Raw genomic sequence first — 18,925 nt, 5'->3', positions numbered from 1 at the left:
CTTTTATTATAACGAAGATAATGGCTTAATCGTTGTCATCTAACTCAAAAACTTCTTCAACAGACTTCCCAAATAGCCGTGCGATCTTCATTGCTAAAACTGCTGAAGGAACATATTTGTTGCTTTCTATTGCATTGATTGTTTGTCGGCTCACATTGATACGCTCAGCCAAATCAGCTTGAGTAATGTCTAATATGGCACGTTCGATTCTGATTCTATTTTTCATGGTTTTGTCGGTTCGTTGTTTTTAATGAAAAGTATATAATGAAACCTAATCACAAAAAATATTAATGGGGTAAACATATTATAGACAATAATACTATAATATGACATGCCATGAATAAAAATCGTAGCGATTATTAAAAGCCCAAAATTAAGATAAATAGCCCATTGTAATGACTCTAATCTAATTTTAGAAACAAATTCATCTTCAAATTTCACTTTGGCAAAAGCAATAATCATTAGACCGACAATTGACCCGATTGTTGCCACTTCATCAGTAAAGTTAAAAACTGAAAATTTATTTCCTCTATCATCTGAGGTCAAAAACTCATCGGCAAATAAATAGCTAAAAGGAATTTTAATAGTAAGAAAATCAAAATGAAAATCATCGAAAAGAACAAATAAACCTAAAACAAGTGACGGAAGTGCAATAAACCATCCAATGAGTTTGTAACGATGCGGAAATAAGAATCTTGGTTCCATGAGGTGAATATTGTTTAGTGTTTGACAATTATAACGGACTAAAAGTAAAGTATATTTTACATATTGTCAAAATAAATTTACTTTTTATTTTTTTATGAGTAAAATCATGTGTTTTTATTAGTTGTTAGATATTACTTTTGTTGCTAATAATTAAGTTTATAGTTAATCACACTAATTCACAATTTGGAATTCGGACGGCAGCGGCCGACCGTCGCCGAAGCGGTACTACTACAAAAATGGATGATATTCAAAACCGAGAAGATATAGAATTATTGGTCAATAATTTTTACGAAAGAGTACATAACGAACCCAACTTAGCTCCAGTTTTTGAGATGCCACAAGAACATTGGCAAACGCATATTTCAAGAGTTATAAATTTTTGGGAGAATTGGCTTTTTCAAACAGGAAGCTATAATGGCGGAATGATGTGGGTACATCTGCAAGCCAATGAAAAAAATAGTTTAACTACTGAAAGATTTGAGCAGTGGTTGGCCTTATGGTTTCTGACAACTGATTCACTATTTGCAGGTGAGAGAGCCGATTTTGTAAAAAGCAAAGCACTCGAAATCGGGCAAATTATGAACGCCAAGTTTAATTCTAAGTCCTAAATTATGAGTTCTGAGTGAAAAATGCAACCGCATAAAATATTCTTTTTTGCTTGAAAAACTCAGAACTCTAAACTCATAATTCAGAACTCTTTTAAATTTCAACCATCAATTTCATTATTTCTTCGAGATACTTTCTTACTTTTTTATCAGCACCATCGGTATAGCGATTGACAATCAGTGAAAAAGACATTAATTCACCGTTGGTAGCAGTGAAATAACCTGCAAATGCACGAGTATTACTAATAGAGCCACTTTTAGCTCTGATATTTCCAACAGCTTTTGAGCCTTTTGCCAAGTTTTGTACAGTCCCAGTTTGACCAACGATAGGTATGGAGGTATAGAAATCATTGAAAGCACTATCGCTTTTCATGGTATATAAAATATCCGTTAAGTTATTAGCGGTTAGTACTCCCGAAGGCGAAAGTCCGCTACCATCTCTAATCATAAAGCCTTGTAAATCAACCCCTTTCTGTGACCAAATCTGCTTTGTGGCATTGACAGAAGACTCAAAACTGGCATCTTTTGCAATAGAATAACCAACAGCTTTTAGTAAGGCGTCGGCATAAAGATTAATGCTATGAAAATTACATTCTTTGACTAAAGTTGAGATAGGAGGCGAATCATAAGAAAATATTTGAAATCTTTGTTTAGGATAATAACCACTGAGTGTTTTATAATTTTGAAGAGATATAGTTTGATTGGAAATATTGCCGCCCATTTCAATGAAGTTTTTTTGAATATGAAAAGCAAAAAAATAGGGTGGATCGGGTAGGGAGCCTTTGACAGAAAATTCACCATTACCTGCTGGAATTGTTCCCTGCGATAAGACCGTACTGCTCAATGGTGTATTATAAATGTTCACATTATCTCCCGTATTTCGCTCTGCCGTAGTTACTTTATTAACAAAAGTTAGATTAGGTAATTCTGGTGTAAATCTTGTAATGGGAGCATAATTTCCAACTGAATTGCTTTGTTTGAAATAAACTTGATACAGGTTTTCATTCACATTTAAACCATTGACACCAGCTCCATAATAATTACCTACATCGCCCCAAATCCAAGAATCAGCTAAGGTATTTTCAGGAAAAATCGTACCATCACCCAAAATGAACCCATCAATTTTTTTTATCCCAAAATTCTTTATTTTTTGAACAAAAAAGTTTGTCATTTGTTGAAAATTCATTCCCACTCTTGATGACCCAAACGAAGGGTCACCTGTACCTCTGATATAAAGATTTCCTTGTAAAACACTATCGACAATGTTTCCGTCATGTTCAAGGAATGTTTGAAAACGATAGTTTGGACTGAGAACCGACAAGGCTGTTGCGGTAGATATTAATTTCAAAGTTGAGGCTGAATTTACTGACTTTTGAGCATTATATTGAATTTTATATTCGCCAGTTTGAGTCGAACGAATAGAAGCAGCTACTATACCTGTGCGAATATCAGCATCATTTTGAACACTATCAATGAGTTTTTGAAGTCGTTCAAGCGGGGATGTAATTTGTAAAATAAAAAATAAAAGTAACTTCATGGTTCAAGCTTTTAGCAGTTAGCGTTTAGCAATTAGCTTTGTAATTAAGTTATGAAAAATGCCCTTTTTATTCCGAAAACATAGAAATTTTTCGCTTTTTTTAGTTGAAACTTAAAAGCTAATCGCTAATTGCTAAAAGCTAATTGCCAACATTCTACAATTTTAACGATAATTGTTTAGTTAAAAAAAGAATTCTTTCCGTAATTTGTAGCATGAATGCTATGCGAAGCACTTTTTGCGTTAACATTCTTTATAATTTGAAAACTTTTGTATGAAATTAACTTTTTGGGGAGCAGCGAGACAAGTTTCGGGTAGTATGTTTTTACTCGAATTTGACGACGAATATAGAGTTTTGATTGATTGCGGGACTGATTTGGAGCGAGACTATAGTGAAGAGAAAACCAAACCAGCATACGGAATTTTTCCTTTTGACCCCTCACTTATCAATTTAATCATACTTACACATGCCCATATCGACCATTCGGGGCAAATACCAAATTTATATAAAGAAGGCTTTGAAGGACAAGTATTATGCACCAAAGCAACAATGGATTTGGGCGAGATTTTATTGCTCGATTCAGCTTCTTTGAACCAACGAAAATTTAAAGCGATTCATGATAGTAAAAAACGATCTAAAAAGCGAAAAGATATAGATTCAAGAGAACTTTATTTGGAAAGACAAGTAAAAGAAGCTCTCGAAAATTTTGTTCCGATTCCTTTTGACCAGCGTTTTAAATTTAAAGACGATGGGTATCTAACATTTATTCCAGCAGGACATTTGCTCGGAGCAGCCCATGTTTATTTGGAGGTTTGGGAAAACGGAGAAAAGAAAACTTTGTGTTTTTCAGGTGATATTGGGCGTAAAAACTATCCTTTATTAATTGACCCTCAACCAGTTCCACAAGTAGATTATTTAATCACAGAAACTACTTATGGAGACCGCCATCACATCAGCGAAAACAAACCAGAAGAATTATTAGCTGAAATCATTCAAAAGGCTTGTATTGATATTCCAGGACGCTTAATTATTCCATCTTTTAGCGTAGGTCGTACGCAAGCGATGCTTTTTACGCTTAATAAACTTTATACAGATAAAGGTTTTACACCCATAAAAGTTTTTACTGATAGCCCTTTGGCGAAAGCAAGCACAAGAATTTACGAAAAAAGTGCAAAATTATTGAATAAAGCTGCTCGTGAATTTAGAGATGAAAATGAATCGCTTTTTGATTTTGAAAATTTAGTATATTTGGAGTCGAATCAGGCAAGTAAGGCAGTTTCAAATCATTCTGAGCCATGTATCATCATTTCAGCATCAGGAATGGTTACGGGTGGACGAATCGAACACCATATTCAAGCCAATATTAGTAACCCTTATGCCACCATTTTGATGGTTGGTTATGCCAGTGAAGGTACTTTAGGATGGAAATTACTCAATGGTGAAAGAAAGGAGTTGTCTATTAATGGTGAAAAATTGCCTGTGAATGCCAATATCGAAAAAATTGATGTTTTTTCAGGCCACGGTGATTTAGATGATTTGATTGACTTTGTAAAATCACAAGATAAAAATAAAACTAAGAAAATTTTTTTAGTACACGGTGAACTCAATACCATGCAAAATTTTAAAAATACCCTTGCAGGTATTGATTATAACCAAGTAGAAATCCCAGAAAAAGGAGAAACTTACGAGTTATAGATTTCTGAGCCTTCGCTATCAAACTTTTACTAATTTCTATTTATTTATAGTTAACTTAGATTTGTTTGAAAGTGTTTTTTGCTCAGATCTCAGCATTCAAAACTCAGAATTCATTTAAATATGAGAACACTTTTAGATTTTGAAAAACCCATTGCCGAGCTGGAATCGAAGCTCGAAGATATGAAGCGACTTGCCGCTGATAATAATGTCGATGTTAGTGCCGCTGCACGTACCTTGACTGATAGCATCGAAACTTTGAAAAAAGAAACTTTTGCTAATCTAACCAGATGGCAACGAGTACAACTTTCTCGTCACCCTGATAGACCATATACTTTAGATTATATCGAACGTATTTGTCAAGAATTTCATGAATTACACGGAGACCGTACCGTTCGAGATGATCCAGCTATCGTTGGTGGATTTGCATCTATTGACGGCAAGTCGGTAATGGTGATTGGTCAACAAAAAGGTAGAAAAACCAAAGAAAGACAGCACAGAAATTTTGGAATGCCTAATCCAGAAGGATACAGAAAAGCTCTTAGATTGATGAAATTGGCTGAAAAGTTTAATAAACCAATCGTTACTTTGATTGATACACCTGGGGCATTTCCTGGACTTGAGGCAGAAGAGCGTGGACAAGGTGAAGCTATTGCAAGGAATTTGAAAGAAATGATGCTTTTGAAAGTACCAGTGATTTGTATAATTATAGGTGAAGGAGCATCGGGTGGAGCTTTAGGAATAGCAATTGGCGATAAAGTTTTGATGCTCGAAAATACTTGGTATTCTGTTATTTCACCTGAATCTTGTTCATCTATTCTATGGAGAAGTTGGGACTACAAAGAGCAAGCAGCCGAAGCTTTGAAATTAACAGCACCAGATATGCTTCAAAATAAATTAATTGATGGCATCATTGATGAACCACTTGGTGGGGCTCAACTCGATTGGGATGATATGTCGAATCGTTTGAAAAATAGGATTTTAAATGAAATCACAAATTTAGAAAAAATGACCGCCCAGCAACGAATTGATGCTCGCATTGATAAGTTCTGTGCAATGGGGGTTTTTGAGGAAATTTGATCAAATTGTTGACTTAGATGTGATAAGATGAAAGATAATTCATTCGGAAAATTAACTAACTGATGAGTTTTTCAAAGTCTTTGAGAATAAGAAAATAATTTAGAATCTATTAAAAACAGTAGTAACCCATGTTACCACTGTTTTTTTTATATTTAGGAGACGCTTTGCTATTTTTGTATTTCTTCTATTCCTTTGTACTTTTTTTTGCACTTTTTCTATAAATCTCAGTCTTGCAATCTCACAACAAAAATATCACTACTCCCAGCCGAAGTTTTAGAGGTAGCACCAAAGTTTACTGTTCCACCGAAACCTCCAGTAATATATATATTGCCACTGGCATCGGTGGAAATACCGCTTCCACTCCCACCGTTTGCAGTGTTTACCCATTGCAAAGATCCTGCATTACTGTATTTTGCCACAAAAATATCGTAATCTCCAGCCGATGTTTTGGAAGTAACACCAAAGGTAGCTGTGCCATTAAAATTTCCAGTAAGATATACATTGCCACTTGCATCTAAAGCAATGCCATTTCCGCTTATACTGTTTGTCCCTCCTGCAGTATTTACCCATTGCAGAGTCCCTACATTATTGTACTTTGCCACAAAAATATCTCTACTTCCAACCGATGTTTTGGAAGTTGCACCAAAGTTTGCTGTTCCACTGAAATTGCCAATAATATAAACATTGCCATTGCCATCTACTGTAATTCTAACACCTCTATCAATATTGGTTCCTCCTGCTGTTTGCACCCATTGTACTGAGCCAGCATCATTATATTTTACCACAAAAATATCTTCTTGACCAGCCGAGAGTTTGGAGGTATTTCCAAAAGTGGCTGTACCATTGAAAAAACCAGTAACATAGACATATCCACTGGCATCTGTAGCAATACCTAGTCCAAAATCATCAGCTCCATCTCCAACTGTTTGTACCCATTGATAAGAGCCAGTAGTACTATATTTTACCACAAATATATCCGTATCACCTCCTCCAGGTGATGTTTTGGTAGTAGTACCAAATTTTGCTGTTCCAGTAAAATATCCAGTAACATACACATTGCCGTTTACATCCGCTGCTATATCGTATCCATAATCAATATCTCCTCCTCCTGCTGTTTGTAACCATTGCAAATCTCCTATATTATTGTATTTTGCCACAAAAATATCGTAACCTCCAGATGTTGTTTTAGTATTGACATCAAAGGTAGTCGTGCCACCGAAATATCCAGTAATATAAATATTGCCATTGGCATCTATGGTAATGCCTTTTACTTCTTCATAATCTGTACCCCCTGCTGTTTGTACCCATTCTAAAGAGCCTGCTTTATTGTATTTTGCTACGAAAATATCAATTTCTCCGGCCGATGTTTTGGTAGTAGCACCAAATTTTGCTGTTCCACTGAAAGATCCAGTGATATATATATATCCACTGGCATCAACGGCAATGCATTTTGCCGCTTCTAAACTTGTGCCTCCTTCTATTACAATAGCTGCCATATTAGGAGTGGAGTTGCTGGGGTTTTGGTAGGTACACACCCACTTACTACCATTATACACCCTAAGACATAAAAAGGTGGTATCATAAGCAATATCACCCACTTGTGGAATGGGTAGTTCAATAAGAGCATCGTAGCTCAATCTTGGGTAAGTTCCGTTTATTGTTGGGCTAATACCCGAAGGCAAAATAGTAACATTTTGAGCTGATGAATAGCCAAATATTACATAAGTGAGGCAAAAAGAAAAGAGATACTTTTTCATCAAATTGGATAAGTGTAATGAAACATGAAACAAATGGAGATAGAAATAATAGGTTTTTGTCGAGTTAGTAAACCTAAAACAACCAATCAAACGATTTGAATTTTGGTCGTTGAAATGTAAAGCAATTTAGTTATTCGTAAATGTAAATCAAGGAAATTGCATCCATTTTTATTATACGGTTCGGTCACAAAATGATTTGTTCTCAGCGGCACTATTTTGAAATAAATGAAGTTTTTTTATAAAAAAGTGAAAAAAAATGTAGATAGCGTTTAATGTGTGTTTTCAATGCTACTTTTCAGTCAAAAGTGCCTTTGTAGATTAAGGTGACACTGCCAGCTTAGCTCTATTTTTGGAAGTTAGTGTTGGTCATAAATATTACCTGTGGAAATATTCTTTTGTTAATCGTAAAATAATAATCATGAAAAAAGCAATTCTGCTCGAAGCAAAATTGCTTTTTTCATGATATTGTTACTAAGCAAATTCGGACTGCTGAAGCAGGGGAATGTAACAAAATTAGGTTTATTTCACAGCCACCAATTCAATTTCAAAAATCAAATCTTGTCCAGCTAAAGGATGGTTTCCATCAAGGATAACCTTAGTTGCTGTTACTTCACGTACAATAACAGGCATGGCTTGCTGTCCATTGTGCATATTGAGTGTTCCGCCAACTTCTAAAGGAATATCATCGGGAATATCTAAACGATTGAATGTAAAAAGCATTTCTTCGGATGCTGGGCCATAAGCCTCGTCAACTGGAATGAAAACAGTCTTTTTCTCTCCAATAACCATTCCAGTTACCCCAGAATCAAATCCTGCGATTACCATGCCGCTACCTACTTGAAACTCTAAAGGCTCACGCCCCTCTGAACTGTCGAACACCGTACCATCGGTTAGCGTTCCTTTATAATGTACCGCTACATTATCGCCTGATTTTACCATTATTTTATTTTTAAATTTAAGATTCGTGATATTAGATTTGAGTTATTAAACTCATAATTCAACACTCATAACTCTTTTAGTATGCTCTTGCAAAAACTACTCTTTTGGTAGACGGATTTCCAGAATATACACAAACCCCTGCTTCTTCAACTGCATCCATAGGAATGCAACGAATAGTTGCTTTTGTTAATTCTTTGATTTTTTCCTCTGTCTCTGAACTTCCATCCCAATGACAAAGCAAGAATCCGCCTTTTTCAATTTGTTCTTGAAACTCAGCCCAAGTATCAACTTTGTACGTATTTTCTTGACGGAAATTCAAAGCTTTTTGATAAATAGCTACTTGAATTTCATCCAACAAATCTTTGATATAAGTCACAATGCCTTCAATCGGACGAGTTTCTTTGGTCAAAGTATCACGGCGAGCCACTTCAATTTGTCCACTTTGTAAATCACGCATACCAATTGCCATTCTGATTGGCACACCTTTCAACTCATATTCAGCAAATTTCCAACCTGGACGATAAGCATCATTATCATCAAATTTGACAGTAATACCTAAAGATTTCAATTCTTTCACAATTGGCATAATCACTGCCTTGATTGCATCTAAATCTTCATCACCTTTATAGATTGGTACAATAACAACATGAATTGGAGCTAATTTTGGAGGTAGCACCAAGCCTAAATCATCAGAATGAGCCATAATCAAAGCACCCATCAATCGTGTACTTGCTCCCCAAGAAGTTCCCCATACATGGTCTAATTTACCTTCTTTTGATTGAAATTTTACATCAAATGCTTTAGCAAAATTTTGTCCTAAGAAATGCGAAGTTCCTGCTTGTAAGGCTTTACCATCTTGCATCATTGCCTCAATACAAAGTGTTTCTTCTGCACCAGCAAATCGCTCATTGGCAGTTTTGAATCCTTTGATAACAGGAACTGACATCCATTCTTCCGCAAATTTGGCATAAACTTCAAGCATTTGCTTGGTTTCGTCCATGGCTTCTTTTTCGGTAGCATGAGCAGTATGCCCTTCTTGCCACAAAAACTCAGTTGTACGTAAAAACATACGAGTACGCATTTCCCAACGCACAACATTCGCCCATTGATTAATCAAGATGGGCAAATCGCGGTATGACTGAATCCAGTTTTTATAGGTATTCCAAATGATAGCTTCGCTTGTAGGTCTTACCACCAATTCTTCTTCTAATTTTGCCTCTGGGTCAACAATCAATTTTCCTTTATTATTCGGGTCAGCTTTTAAACGATAATGCGTAACAACCGCACATTCCTTAGCAAAACCTTCTGCATTTTTTTCTTCGGCCTCAAATAAGCTTTTAGGCACAAATAGAGGGAAATAAGCATTTGTATGACCTGTTTCTTTAAACATATCGTCTAAGGCACGTTGCATTTTTTCCCAAATCGAAAAACCGTAGGGTTTGATAACCATGCAACCACGCACGGCAGAATTTTCAGCTAAATCAGCACGTTTGACCAGTTCGTTGTACCACTCCGAATAATTTTCACTACGTTTTGGAAGACCCTTACTCATAATTTTTAATGTAGAATGAAGAATGTAGAATGAAGAATGATTGAACATTTGTCATTCTAAAGACTAATTTGTTTTAGTTATTTGAATTTTATGCCTACAACATTCGTTCTATTCTTAGAAAAGAACAAAGGAACATTATTTTAATGAAACTTTAATATCAATTTTAATATTCAAAAGAGATTGCAAAGATAGGTTTTTATATTAAATTTGTAAAGATTATGTTTCTTTTCAGACTTTAATAGTGAGAATTTCGTATTTGTCTCATAAGCTTGTCATTTGGAAATAGGTTTTGCAAAATATTTTTCTGGAACGTACAACCTTTTCTTTTTCATTCGCATCCTATACATAGATTATTGGTTTTAACCACATTTAATAATTAATACAATGAATACTCTCAAATCTTTCAGGTATCTATCAATGGCAGTGCTTTTGGGTACATGGGGTTGTAGTCAAAAACAAATAGCTACCAAAGGCGAATATGACGATACTTATGGTTCATCGGCTGATGCACCTCAAGTAGTTTATAAGCCTCAAGTGAATAAATATCAAAACCCCGACTATGCAGAAAATCAACGCTACCAACCAGAAGAGCCAACACAACAAAATGCTGGTAGTGATGAATATTATGATGAAGACTATGTAAATTCTCGCAAAGTTTATCGTAATAACAATGGCGGAACTGGCTATGCCTCTGGTTTTGCTAATGGGTATCAATCAGGCTGGAATGATTATGCTTGGAGTCAACCAACAGGTTGGGCCAGTCCATTCAATAGATATGGTTATAATAGCCCGTTTGGTTATAATTCTTGGGGAAATAGTTGGGGAAGCTATGGTGGATATGGTGGTTTAGGTTTTGGCTTCGGTTTAGGAAGTATGTATGGGTATAATTCTTTTTATAGTCCATTTAGCTCTTGGTACAGCCCATATAGTGCTTTTTATAGCCCATATAGTTCATGGTATAGTCCATACGGGTCATGGTATAGCCCTTATAGTTCTTATTATAGTTATTATGACCCATATCGTTATGGTGGATATAGCAGCTACTATGGTAATAATTATTATGCTAATAATGTTACTTCTGGAGTTAATGGTGTTGCTGCAAAAAATCGTACTTATGGTCCACGTGATGGTGGTAGCGGTTCGAGCATTTACAACAAAGGATTTACCAATGCTGGATCAAGAAATGACGGTTTGAACAATAATGCTAATGCTCGTACTTACGGAAACGGCACTAACGCTACTAATGGTTCAAATGGAAATTATGCTACTCCAAGAAGAAATGGAAGCTGGACAGGTTCGGATACCTATAATACTAATAGCAGTAGAAATGTAGGTGGAAGTTCATCAAGCTCAAGCCGTTCAAATGATGAATATTATGCTCGTCCTCGTAGAAATGGCAGCTATGAAGGGGCAAGCAGCAGCAGTAATTCAAATAATTCTTCGGGAGGATATAATTATAGCCGTCCATCAACAAGTTCAAGCTCAGGCCGTTCGTCTGATAGCTGGTCAAATGGAAGCGGTAGTTCACAATCAAGAGGCTCTTCTTCTGACAGTTGGTCAAGAAGTTCTTCTCCTTCTTATACTCCATCATCAAGCTCATCAAGTAGTAGCTCAAGTCATTCAAGTGGTGGCGGTGGAGGCGGCGGTGGAAGTAGCCGTGGGCCAAGATAATTTATCTTTCAAGATTTGATAGTAAGTGATTGTTCATGCTCTTAAAGAGATTATAAAATGTATCAATTTGAAACCTCGCTGAAGCATAGCGTTTAGCGAGGTTTCTATGTAAAAAAGCTAAATTATTAGCATAATCAATTCGTTTATGAAGCAACTTGACTAAAGATTTTATTAACAAAACTCAATGAAATTAATTCATTATTTAAAATCTGGTTTTAATTCTTCAAAAAAAACAGTAAATTAAAATGAAAATCACACGAATTTTGATAGCAGGTGCTTTAGTTCTTGGAGGAATTGGAGCAAACGCCCAATTGAGTTTAGGCGGACATTTTTATGGCGAAGATGCTTTTAGATATTCTCAAGCAAAAACATCTGGCTCCGCACGCATGCAGGCATTAGGAGGAGGGTATTCAGCTCTTGGAGCTGATGCAACTAACGCTTCAACTAATCCAGCAGGTTTGGGCTTTTATAATCGCTCCGAATTGAGTATCACACCGATATTTAATTCGTTAAATACTTCTTCAAACTATATAGGTTCTACAACAAACACGAAAACCTCAAATGCCAATATTGGACAATTGGGTTTGATTTTGAGTAGTGGTGGTACTGGCACTCGTAAAAAACGTTCTTCTTTAGCCATTACTTATTCAAAACAGGCAAATCTTTTATCAGATTTTAGTTATGCTGGACAAAACAAGAAAAGCTCGATGATGGACTTCTTTGCTGAAAAAGCAACTCGTCGAGGTGTTGATTCAGGTACTTTAGATGGAGAATTTAATACCAATACAGGTAGTGCAGCTACTTCAACAGCAATGTATTATCAAGCATTTATGATTGACCCCGTTTCTGGAAGTGGGGCTCCCTATACAAAAATTGAAAAAAGTTTACCTGTGAATCAAACGGGTAGAAATTCAAGTACTGGGGCCGTTAGTCAATGGAACATTGGTTATGGAGCAAATTTTGATGATAAAACCTATTTAGGCTTTTCGGTAGGTTTTGTAAGAATGAATTACGAATATTTAGGAAATCATGATGAACAATTTCCTACTGGAAAAGTGTTCAACGGATTTCAATTTAATGATGATTTATCTACTCGTGGTGGTGGGATCAATCTTTCGGCTGGTGCAATTGTCAAATTGACTGAAAGTATAAGTTTAGGTGCAAATGTAACATCGCCTACATGGATTACATTGAATGAAATTTATAATTCAAGTATCACGGTTGACCAAAAACCAAATACGTTTACAACTGATTATAAGACAGTTACAACTGATGAAAACGTATTTACCTATTCTCTTACTACGCCATTAAGAGCTAGCGGTGGAGCAACATTCTTTTTGCCGAGCAAAAAAGGTTTTATTACTGCCGATGCTGAGTATGTTGGATATAGTAAAATGGGGGTTAAAGACCCAGAAGACAATTCTTGGGGTATTGATCAAAAACGTGTAATACAAAGCTATTACAAAGATGCTGTAAATTTGAAAGCTGGGGCCGAATATCGTATTGAAAATATTCGTTTGCGTGCTGGTGTTAAATTTATGCCTGATCCATACAAACAAAAAGTAGATAATTTAGATCGTTCTCAAATGCTTTTGTCAGGTGGAGTAGGCTATCGTTCTTCAAAATTCTTTGTTGATTTAGCGGGTGTTTATAATAAATTCACAAGTGCCTATACACCTTATGAATTGACAAATACAGCTAATTATGCCTCGGCAAATTTATCAAGTAATCAAACAAGTTTTGTAATATCAGTGGGAACGTTTTTTTAAAAAAAGAATTTTGTAGTTAAAACCTGCAAGGCCTTTTCAGACCTTGCAGGTTTTTTTATTTTCTTGCAAACTCAGCATCAATAATCCAAAGGATACTTTCTGGGTCGGTATCTCCTTCGATGGTAATGTCAGCTTGTTGGTAAAACTTTAGCCTATCGTTGTATTTTTCTGTGATTTGTGCTAATAAGTTTTTACTCTCTAAATCGAATAGTGGACGCTCATTCTTTTTTGATACTTTCATTCTCTCAACCAACATATCTGGTTTTACATCAAGAAATATACTAATACCATTACTTTTGATATATTCCATGCCATCATAGAAACAAGGCACACCCCCACCAGTAGCAACAATCATTTTGCTATCTTTTTGTATTTTTTTTAGTTGTTGGTTCTCTACTTTACGAAAGTATTCCTCTCCATTTAAAGCGAAAATTTCAGCTATTTTCTTTCCTTCTGTTGTCTCAATTCGGGCATCTAAGTCAATAAATTCATAACCAAGACTTTTTGCCAATTGCCGCCCGAGTGTACTTTTTCCAGAGGAAGGCATTCCAATTAGAAAAATATTTGTAGTCATTATTTGAGTTAAGTGTGTTTGTTATTTTAGTTTTTCAGCTAATATTTCTTTGTTTGGAATACTATGGTTGCCCCATTTTCCTTTCACTACACCATTTTGTAACAAAATCACACATGGATTTGTTCGTGCCATTGTTTTTAATACTGTAGCATCGGCTGAGAAATAGGGAGTTTTTATGCCATTGGTTTCACTAAATTTTTGATAATCAGATTGAATAACTGATGTTAAAACCATCGGTGTTATACCATTTTTTTCTGAATCTGCTATCAAAGATTTCAACTGTACCAATTGTTCATTTTCAATACCATTGACACCTTTTAAAATCACTAAGAGCTTATTTCCTATGAAAGTTGAATCAGTATAATTATTTCCTTGCGGGTCACTAATCGAATAATCGGTGATTTTTGGTTTTAATTTATCTTCATTTAAGGTTACCATCGACACATATTTATAAGTCAGTGTGTCCATCAAAAACTCTTTTGCAACTATTTCTTCTTTGGTTTTTTTATTCAAAAAAGTAAACTCCATGATAGGTTTTACGCCAGTAGGTTTCATTTGTTCTGGGATACTTTTGCCAATTGCATAAGGCAAGAAATCTATTGGAGGTAGGTAACGAATGGCATAAATACCAATTCCAAAAGATAGAATTGTGGTGACGAGCATCACTAAGTTTTGATTAGAATTAGTATATTTATTTCTATAAATAAATATAAAAATAATTAAAATTGTCAAGAAAATGTCTTTTTCAAATGAAGTCCAAGGCTTTAGTTTCAAGAAATCTCCAAAGCAGCCACAATCAGTAACTTTATTAAAATAAGCAGAATAAAAAGTCAAGAAAGTAAAGAAAACAATAATGCCCAATAAAAGCCATGAAGTAACTTTCATGCGGTAGGATAGGAGTGTAGCTACTCCCAAAATAACTTCTAAAGCACAAAAAATTAACGACAAGATAAGCGAATTATGTGCAAAAAACATAAAAAATCCTTCTAATGCTGGTAAATCTTGCGAAAAAACCTCGAAATATTCTTCAAGTTTGATGCCTGTTCCCACAGGATCAACGACTTTTACAAAGCCTGAAAAAATAAAAATGATACCAACAATGATGCGTGAGATTTGAAAAAATAATTTCATATTTTATTGAGTGATTTTCGATTTTTATTGGCAAAATTAATCTTGAAATTATCTAAAAAATGTTAATTGATTGTTAATCAAAAAAATGACTTTTTACTGCTGACCTTGTGCTTGTCCTAATTTAATTAAACAGAAAACGGCATAATTAATAATATCTTGATAACCCGATTTGATACCTTCAGATACAATTGTTTTACCTTGATTATCTTCAATTTGCTTGATTCTAAACAATTTCATCAAAATAATATCAGTCATCGAGCTCACACGCATATCTCGCCATGCTTCACCATAATCATGGTTTTTATTGAAAAGTAACTCCATTACTTCAGAAACTTGTTTATTGTACATTTCTTGAAGCTCTATAAATGGAATTTCCAGTTCGGAACTATCTTTTAAGTCAGCTTGAATCAAAGCCATTACACAATAATTGATGATGCCAATAAACTCAGGCACTTCGCCTTCATCAACTTTACTAAAACCGTTGTCTTGAATCGTACGGATGCGTTGAGCTTTGATGAAAATTTGATCAGTAATACTTGGTAAACGAAGGATACGCCAAGATGTACCATAATCCTTGTTCTTTTTCTCGAACAAATCTTGACAAATCCTGATTATATGTTTGTATTCTAATTCTGTATTATTCATATCGATTGGCTGTTAGCGTTTAGCTATTAGCATATATATTAAAATTTATTATGAAGTGAATTTTATAAAAATAATAGCAAAAGCTATAAATTTTAAAAAAAAAGTCTGTGCTTTGAAAGCTAAAAGCTAATCGCTAACAGCCAATAGCTTCTGTATTGCAAAATTATAAAACTTAGCTTCCAATAGCAAATGACATTGAAAAGTATTAATATAAACGGACATTTGATTGATTTTTCTATACCAAAAGTGATGGGTATTTTGAATATTACTCCTGATTCCTTTTACGAAAAAAGTAGATTTGAAGGTCATCTTATGCAATCTGTTATTGATAAAGCAGGGGAATTGTTAGATCAAGGAGCAACATTCATTGATATTGGAGGGTATTCAACTCGACCACATGCGATTGATATTAGTATTGCAGAAGAATTAGATAGGGTTGTACCAGTGATTGAATCATTTAACAAAAATTTCCCACAAATAGCGATTTCAATAGATACTTTTAGAAGCGAAGTGGCTCGCAAATCAATTGAAGCGGGAGCCAGTATGATCAATGATATTTCGGGTGGGAATTTGGACGAAAATATGTTTCAGACCGTAGCTGATTTGAATGTGCCATATATTTTGATGCACAGTAGAGGAAATCCTGAAACGATGAACAAACTTAATGATTATCAAGATCTTACGCTTGATGTAATTAATGAATTGCAACAAAAAGTTTATCAATTGCGTCAGTTGGGTGTAAAAGATATTATTATCGACCCAGGTTTTGGATTTGCTAAAAACGCCAAACAAGGCTTTGAAATGATGCGAAATTTAACAACTTTTCAAATAATGGAATTACCTCTTTTGGTTGGAATTTCAAGAAAATCTATGATATGGCGAACCTTGGGAATCACTGCTAATGAAGCCCTTAATGGCACAACTGCCTTGAATATGTTTGCATTAATGCAAGGAGCCAATATTCTTCGAGTACATGATGTAAAAGAAGCGATTGAAACGGTGAGGATTTTTGAAGAATTAGAAGATAGGGTTTAGGAATTAGGTGTTAGGAATTAGGGATAGGATTAGGGGTTTATAGGTGCTAACTCCTAACTCCTAATTCCTATTACCTATAACCTACACAACATTTCTGATTAATCTTATGACAATTCCATAGAAAATAACCAAACAAACAAATATTAGTCCCCAAGTTGTAAGGTTTTTTTGGTTGAAATACAAGAAAAAGATAGTACCAGCAATACCAACCCAGAAGAAAAATCGAGCATTAAATCGTTGAATCTGTCGCAGGTTTCGCTCTTCATAAGCTTGTTGGGCTTTATCTTTGAAATTGCTCCCTGCAAAAATACTTGTGGGATGAATATTTTGTCTAAAATTTCCACTCGCAAATAGAAATAAAGACAAAGCAACACCCATCAGACGAGGTTGATCGTTTTCGAGGTTATTGAGTAAATAGTAAAATAAAATAAATCCAAGAGCGGCTAAATAGGAAGACCAAATCAAGCGTATGCGTTTATCGCTTCTTATGAGCAATTCGGCATTGGGCTTTCGGCTATCTAAATATTGCATCAAAAGTGGAAAAATATAGAAGAAACTGATTGAAATTCCATATAAATAGATGCTGTTTTGAAGATTTAGCCTTGTTTCATCATTCCAATTGATACTTAAATATGCAAAAGGAGAAAGGATAATTGCTATTATACACAGCTCAAATGGAATGTGTTTTTTCATCGAATTTTTATCTAAATTGTAGCACAAGTTTCTGACTTGACAATTTCAATGAAATATTACTTTAACAAGTTGAAAACTTGTTTTACTTGTTTACCTGTAAGCGAATACGGGGTTTTTCTGTCTGAGCCGCAGGTTTAAATTGCATAAACCAAACCATAATTTCGTCCATAACAGTCAGATTGAGTGAATATAGTACAAATTGTCCTTTTTTCACTGACGCTACTAAATCGGCTTGTCGAAGGAGGTCTAAATGATGTGAAATACTTGGTTTACTCATTTCAAAGTGGTCAGCAATATCACCAGCAGTCATATCACCATCTTTTAAAAGCTCTAAAATTTCACGACGAGTAGCATCATTTAATGCCCTAAAAAGAATATTCATTGTGGTTCAAGTTTTAACTTTAATTATACAAATTTGTAAAACATTTTTTTGATAAACAAATAATATATTAAATATTTAGATAATCCTCTAATTGCTATATATTAATTAAAAACAATGCTATTTTATTATTGAAATGATTAAAATAAACTTTAAATTAGCCTTTATTAATGACGTTATACTTATAAAACTATGCAAACTATACTTGGAGCTGGTGGCATTATTGCCAATGAATTGGCTAAAGAATTACATAAAAATTATACAAAAGACATTCGCTTAGTTGGTCGAAATCCTAAAAAAGTGAATGAAACAGATGAACTTTTCAAGGCCGATTTACTGAATGCTCAACAAACAGCAGATGCAGTAAAAGGCAGTGAAATTGTTTATCTTACTGCTGGACTACCTTATAACTCCAAGATTTGGCATGAACAATGGCCAATTTTGATGCAAAATGTAATTGATGCGTGTAAGTTGCATCAAGCGAAATTAGTTTTTTTTGATAATGTCTATATGTACGGTCAAGTTTTAGGTACAATGACCGAAGAAACACCTTTTAAGGCAGTAAGTATCAAAGGCAAAGTGCGTGGTAAAATTGCTCAAATGCTGTTAAATGAGATTAATAATAAGCAACTCACAGCCATGATTTGCCGAGCTCCAGAGTTTTATGGCCCTAGAAATACCCTGAGTGGGACAAACGCTACTATTTTTGATAATATAAAAAAAGGCAAGAAACTACAAGTTTTAGTAAAAGATTCAACTTTGCGTACGATCATTTTTACACCAGATGCGGGTCGAGCCACCGCTTTACTCGGAAATACTCCTGACGCATATAATCAAACATGGCATTTACCATGCGATACAAATAGACTGACAACCAAAGAATTTATCTCATTGTGTTCGGAAGTAAAAGGTGAAGAGCTTAAATATACAGTCATGAAACCTTGGTTGATTAAAATAGTTGGTCTGTTTGTACCCTACATACAGGAAGTAGTTGAGTTGATTTACCAATGGGAGCAAGACTATGTTTTTGAATGTTCAAAGTTTAATAAACGCTTTACAGAATTCAAAACTACTTCGCTGAAAGATGGGATTACTGAGATTTTGAGTGAAAAATAGTGAAGTTTTTAAAAGCCGATTCTTAGAAAAACACAATTTTCTAATCA

At 34.7% G+C, this 18,925-nt stretch carries 18 protein-coding genes; 7 read left to right on the top strand and 11 right to left on the bottom strand.

Annotation, left to right across the window (positions count from 1 at the left end):
• Window positions 1–25: 25 nt before the first annotated feature.
• Both ACQUQZ_RS13930 and ACQUQZ_RS13925 read right to left on the bottom strand, forming a co-directional pair.
• On the bottom strand, window positions 26–226 hold the full coding sequence (locus ACQUQZ_RS13930) for a helix-turn-helix transcriptional regulator (RefSeq protein ID WP_435355608.1): 201 nt from the start codon (window positions 224–226) through the stop codon (window positions 26–28).
• Window positions 223–705: a hypothetical protein gene (locus ACQUQZ_RS13925; protein ID WP_435355607.1), complete on the bottom strand. Its 483-nt coding sequence runs from the start codon at window positions 703–705 to the stop codon at window positions 223–225. Before ACQUQZ_RS13925 ends, ACQUQZ_RS13930 begins: the two co-directional genes overlap by 4 nt.
• 137 nt (window positions 706–842) lie before the next feature.
• Here ACQUQZ_RS13925 and ACQUQZ_RS13920 point away from each other — a divergent pair, with 137 nt between their 5' ends.
• Window positions 843–1,313: a group III truncated hemoglobin gene (locus ACQUQZ_RS13920; protein ID WP_435355606.1), complete on the top strand. Its 471-nt coding sequence runs from the start codon at window positions 843–845 to the stop codon at window positions 1,311–1,313.
• A 91-nt stretch (window positions 1,314–1,404) separates the two neighbouring features.
• On the opposite strand, the gene dacB is transcribed toward ACQUQZ_RS13920, so the two are convergent.
• Window positions 1,405–2,847, bottom strand: a complete 1,443-nt coding sequence (gene dacB, locus ACQUQZ_RS13915; RefSeq protein WP_435355605.1) for a D-alanyl-D-alanine carboxypeptidase/D-alanyl-D-alanine endopeptidase — start codon at window positions 2,845–2,847, stop codon at window positions 1,405–1,407.
• Between the two features lie 271 nt (window positions 2,848–3,118).
• Here dacB and ACQUQZ_RS13910 point away from each other — a divergent pair, with 271 nt between their 5' ends.
• A complete protein-coding gene (locus ACQUQZ_RS13910; protein WP_435355604.1) occupies window positions 3,119–4,540 on the top strand; it encodes an MBL fold metallo-hydrolase RNA specificity domain-containing protein in 1,422 nt (473 codons plus the stop codon).
• A gap of 120 nt (window positions 4,541–4,660) precedes the next feature.
• The gene (locus tag ACQUQZ_RS13905) at window positions 4,661–5,617 is read left to right on the top strand and encodes an acetyl-CoA carboxylase carboxyltransferase subunit alpha (RefSeq protein ID WP_435355603.1); all 957 of its coding nucleotides are present in this window, start codon (window positions 4,661–4,663) and stop codon (window positions 5,615–5,617) included.
• A 224-nt stretch (window positions 5,618–5,841) separates the two neighbouring features.
• Here ACQUQZ_RS13905 and ACQUQZ_RS13900 read toward each other — a convergent pair whose 3' ends face one another.
• The 3 genes from ACQUQZ_RS13900 to proS form a co-directional block, all read right to left on the bottom strand.
• Window positions 5,842–7,374, bottom strand: a complete 1,533-nt coding sequence (locus tag ACQUQZ_RS13900) for an SBBP repeat-containing protein (RefSeq protein WP_435355602.1) — start codon at window positions 7,372–7,374, stop codon at window positions 5,842–5,844.
• 519 nt (window positions 7,375–7,893) lie between these two features.
• Window positions 7,894–8,313 (bottom strand): FKBP-type peptidyl-prolyl cis-trans isomerase, encoded by a 420-nt coding sequence (locus ACQUQZ_RS13895; protein WP_435355601.1) that lies wholly within the window; start codon window positions 8,311–8,313, stop codon window positions 7,894–7,896.
• A gap of 76 nt (window positions 8,314–8,389) precedes the next feature.
• A complete protein-coding gene (gene proS, locus ACQUQZ_RS13890; protein WP_435355600.1) occupies window positions 8,390–9,865 on the bottom strand; it encodes a proline--tRNA ligase in 1,476 nt (491 codons plus the stop codon).
• 384 nt (window positions 9,866–10,249) lie between these two features.
• Here proS and ACQUQZ_RS13885 point away from each other — a divergent pair, with 384 nt between their 5' ends.
• Together ACQUQZ_RS13885 and ACQUQZ_RS13880 are read left to right on the top strand one after the other, a co-directional pair.
• Window positions 10,250–11,536 (top strand): hypothetical protein, encoded by a 1,287-nt coding sequence (locus ACQUQZ_RS13885; protein WP_435355599.1) that lies wholly within the window; start codon window positions 10,250–10,252, stop codon window positions 11,534–11,536.
• Window positions 11,537–11,781: 245 nt separating this feature from the next.
• A complete protein-coding gene (locus ACQUQZ_RS13880; RefSeq protein WP_435355598.1) occupies window positions 11,782–13,305 on the top strand; it encodes an OmpP1/FadL family transporter in 1,524 nt (507 codons plus the stop codon).
• A gap of 55 nt (window positions 13,306–13,360) precedes the next feature.
• On the opposite strand, the gene ACQUQZ_RS13875 is transcribed toward ACQUQZ_RS13880, so the two are convergent.
• The 3 genes from ACQUQZ_RS13875 to ACQUQZ_RS13865 form a co-directional block, all read right to left on the bottom strand.
• Entirely contained in the window at window positions 13,361–13,879 is a 519-nt protein-coding gene (locus ACQUQZ_RS13875) for a shikimate kinase (RefSeq protein WP_435355597.1), read from the bottom strand.
• 21 nt (window positions 13,880–13,900) lie between these two features.
• A complete protein-coding gene (locus ACQUQZ_RS13870) occupies window positions 13,901–15,010 on the bottom strand; it encodes a BT_3928 family protein (protein ID WP_435355596.1) in 1,110 nt (369 codons plus the stop codon).
• 93 nt (window positions 15,011–15,103) lie between these two features.
• Window positions 15,104–15,655, bottom strand: a complete 552-nt coding sequence (locus ACQUQZ_RS13865) for a DUF1599 domain-containing protein (protein ID WP_435355595.1) — start codon at window positions 15,653–15,655, stop codon at window positions 15,104–15,106.
• Between the two features lie 189 nt (window positions 15,656–15,844).
• Between ACQUQZ_RS13865 and folP the strand changes: the two genes are divergently transcribed.
• On the top strand, window positions 15,845–16,690 hold the full coding sequence (gene folP, locus ACQUQZ_RS13860) for a dihydropteroate synthase (RefSeq protein WP_435355594.1): 846 nt from the start codon (window positions 15,845–15,847) through the stop codon (window positions 16,688–16,690).
• 81 nt (window positions 16,691–16,771) lie between these two features.
• Here folP and ACQUQZ_RS13855 read toward each other — a convergent pair whose 3' ends face one another.
• Both ACQUQZ_RS13855 and ACQUQZ_RS13850 read right to left on the bottom strand, forming a co-directional pair.
• A complete protein-coding gene (locus ACQUQZ_RS13855) occupies window positions 16,772–17,383 on the bottom strand; it encodes a hypothetical protein (RefSeq protein WP_435355593.1) in 612 nt (203 codons plus the stop codon).
• An 82-nt stretch (window positions 17,384–17,465) separates the two neighbouring features.
• Window positions 17,466–17,765 carry an autorepressor SdpR family transcription factor gene (locus ACQUQZ_RS13850; protein ID WP_435355592.1) on the bottom strand — a complete coding sequence of 100 codons (300 nt, stop codon included), beginning with the start codon at window positions 17,763–17,765 and terminating at the stop codon, window positions 17,466–17,468.
• A 189-nt stretch (window positions 17,766–17,954) separates the two neighbouring features.
• On the opposite strand from ACQUQZ_RS13850, the gene ACQUQZ_RS13845 reads away from it, so the two are divergent.
• Window positions 17,955–18,878: an NAD-dependent epimerase/dehydratase family protein gene (locus tag ACQUQZ_RS13845; RefSeq protein ID WP_435355591.1), complete on the top strand. Its 924-nt coding sequence runs from the start codon at window positions 17,955–17,957 to the stop codon at window positions 18,876–18,878.
• Window positions 18,879–18,925: the final 47 nt, after the last annotated feature.

The sequence above is a fragment of the Emticicia sp. SJ17W-69 genome (genome assembly GCF_051209875.1).
Lineage (GTDB): Bacteria > Bacteroidota > Bacteroidia > Cytophagales > Spirosomataceae > Emticicia.
The sequence above is the reverse complement of the archived record's forward strand: the minus strand, read 5'-3'. Positions and strand labels throughout refer to the sequence as shown.

Bases quoted from the DNA above. Each gene is read 5' to 3' on its own strand.
- ACQUQZ_RS13910 (WP_435355604.1), top strand. From the start codon at position 3,119: ATGAAATTAACTTTTTGGGGAGCAGCGAGACAAGTTTCGGGTAGTATG.
- proS (WP_435355600.1), bottom strand. From the start codon at position 9,865: ATGAGTAAGGGTCTTCCAAAACGTAGTGAAAATTATTCGGAGTGGTAC.
- dacB (WP_435355605.1), bottom strand. From the start codon at position 2,847: ATGAAGTTACTTTTATTTTTTATTTTACAAATTACATCCCCGCTTGAA.
- ACQUQZ_RS13845 (WP_435355591.1), top strand. From the start codon at position 17,955: ATGCAAACTATACTTGGAGCTGGTGGCATTATTGCCAATGAATTGGCT.
- ACQUQZ_RS13850 (WP_435355592.1), bottom strand. From the start codon at position 17,765: ATGAATATTCTTTTTAGGGCATTAAATGATGCTACTCGTCGTGAAATT.
- ACQUQZ_RS13880 (WP_435355598.1), top strand. From the start codon at position 11,782: ATGAAAATCACACGAATTTTGATAGCAGGTGCTTTAGTTCTTGGAGGA.
- ACQUQZ_RS13895 (WP_435355601.1), bottom strand. From the start codon at position 8,313: ATGGTAAAATCAGGCGATAATGTAGCGGTACATTATAAAGGAACGCTA.
- ACQUQZ_RS13870 (WP_435355596.1), bottom strand. From the start codon at position 15,010: ATGAAATTATTTTTTCAAATCTCACGCATCATTGTTGGTATCATTTTT.
- folP (WP_435355594.1), top strand. From the start codon at position 15,845: ATGACATTGAAAAGTATTAATATAAACGGACATTTGATTGATTTTTCT.
- ACQUQZ_RS13855 (WP_435355593.1), bottom strand. From the start codon at position 17,383: ATGAAAAAACACATTCCATTTGAGCTGTGTATAATAGCAATTATCCTT.
- ACQUQZ_RS13875 (WP_435355597.1), bottom strand. From the start codon at position 13,879: ATGACTACAAATATTTTTCTAATTGGAATGCCTTCCTCTGGAAAAAGT.
- ACQUQZ_RS13885 (WP_435355599.1), top strand. From the start codon at position 10,250: ATGAATACTCTCAAATCTTTCAGGTATCTATCAATGGCAGTGCTTTTG.
- ACQUQZ_RS13865 (WP_435355595.1), bottom strand. From the start codon at position 15,655: ATGAATAATACAGAATTAGAATACAAACATATAATCAGGATTTGTCAA.
- ACQUQZ_RS13925 (WP_435355607.1), bottom strand. From the start codon at position 705: ATGGAACCAAGATTCTTATTTCCGCATCGTTACAAACTCATTGGATGG.
- ACQUQZ_RS13930 (WP_435355608.1), bottom strand. From the start codon at position 226: ATGAAAAATAGAATCAGAATCGAACGTGCCATATTAGACATTACTCAA.
- ACQUQZ_RS13905 (WP_435355603.1), top strand. From the start codon at position 4,661: ATGAGAACACTTTTAGATTTTGAAAAACCCATTGCCGAGCTGGAATCG.
- ACQUQZ_RS13900 (WP_435355602.1), bottom strand. From the start codon at position 7,374: ATGAAAAAGTATCTCTTTTCTTTTTGCCTCACTTATGTAATATTTGGC.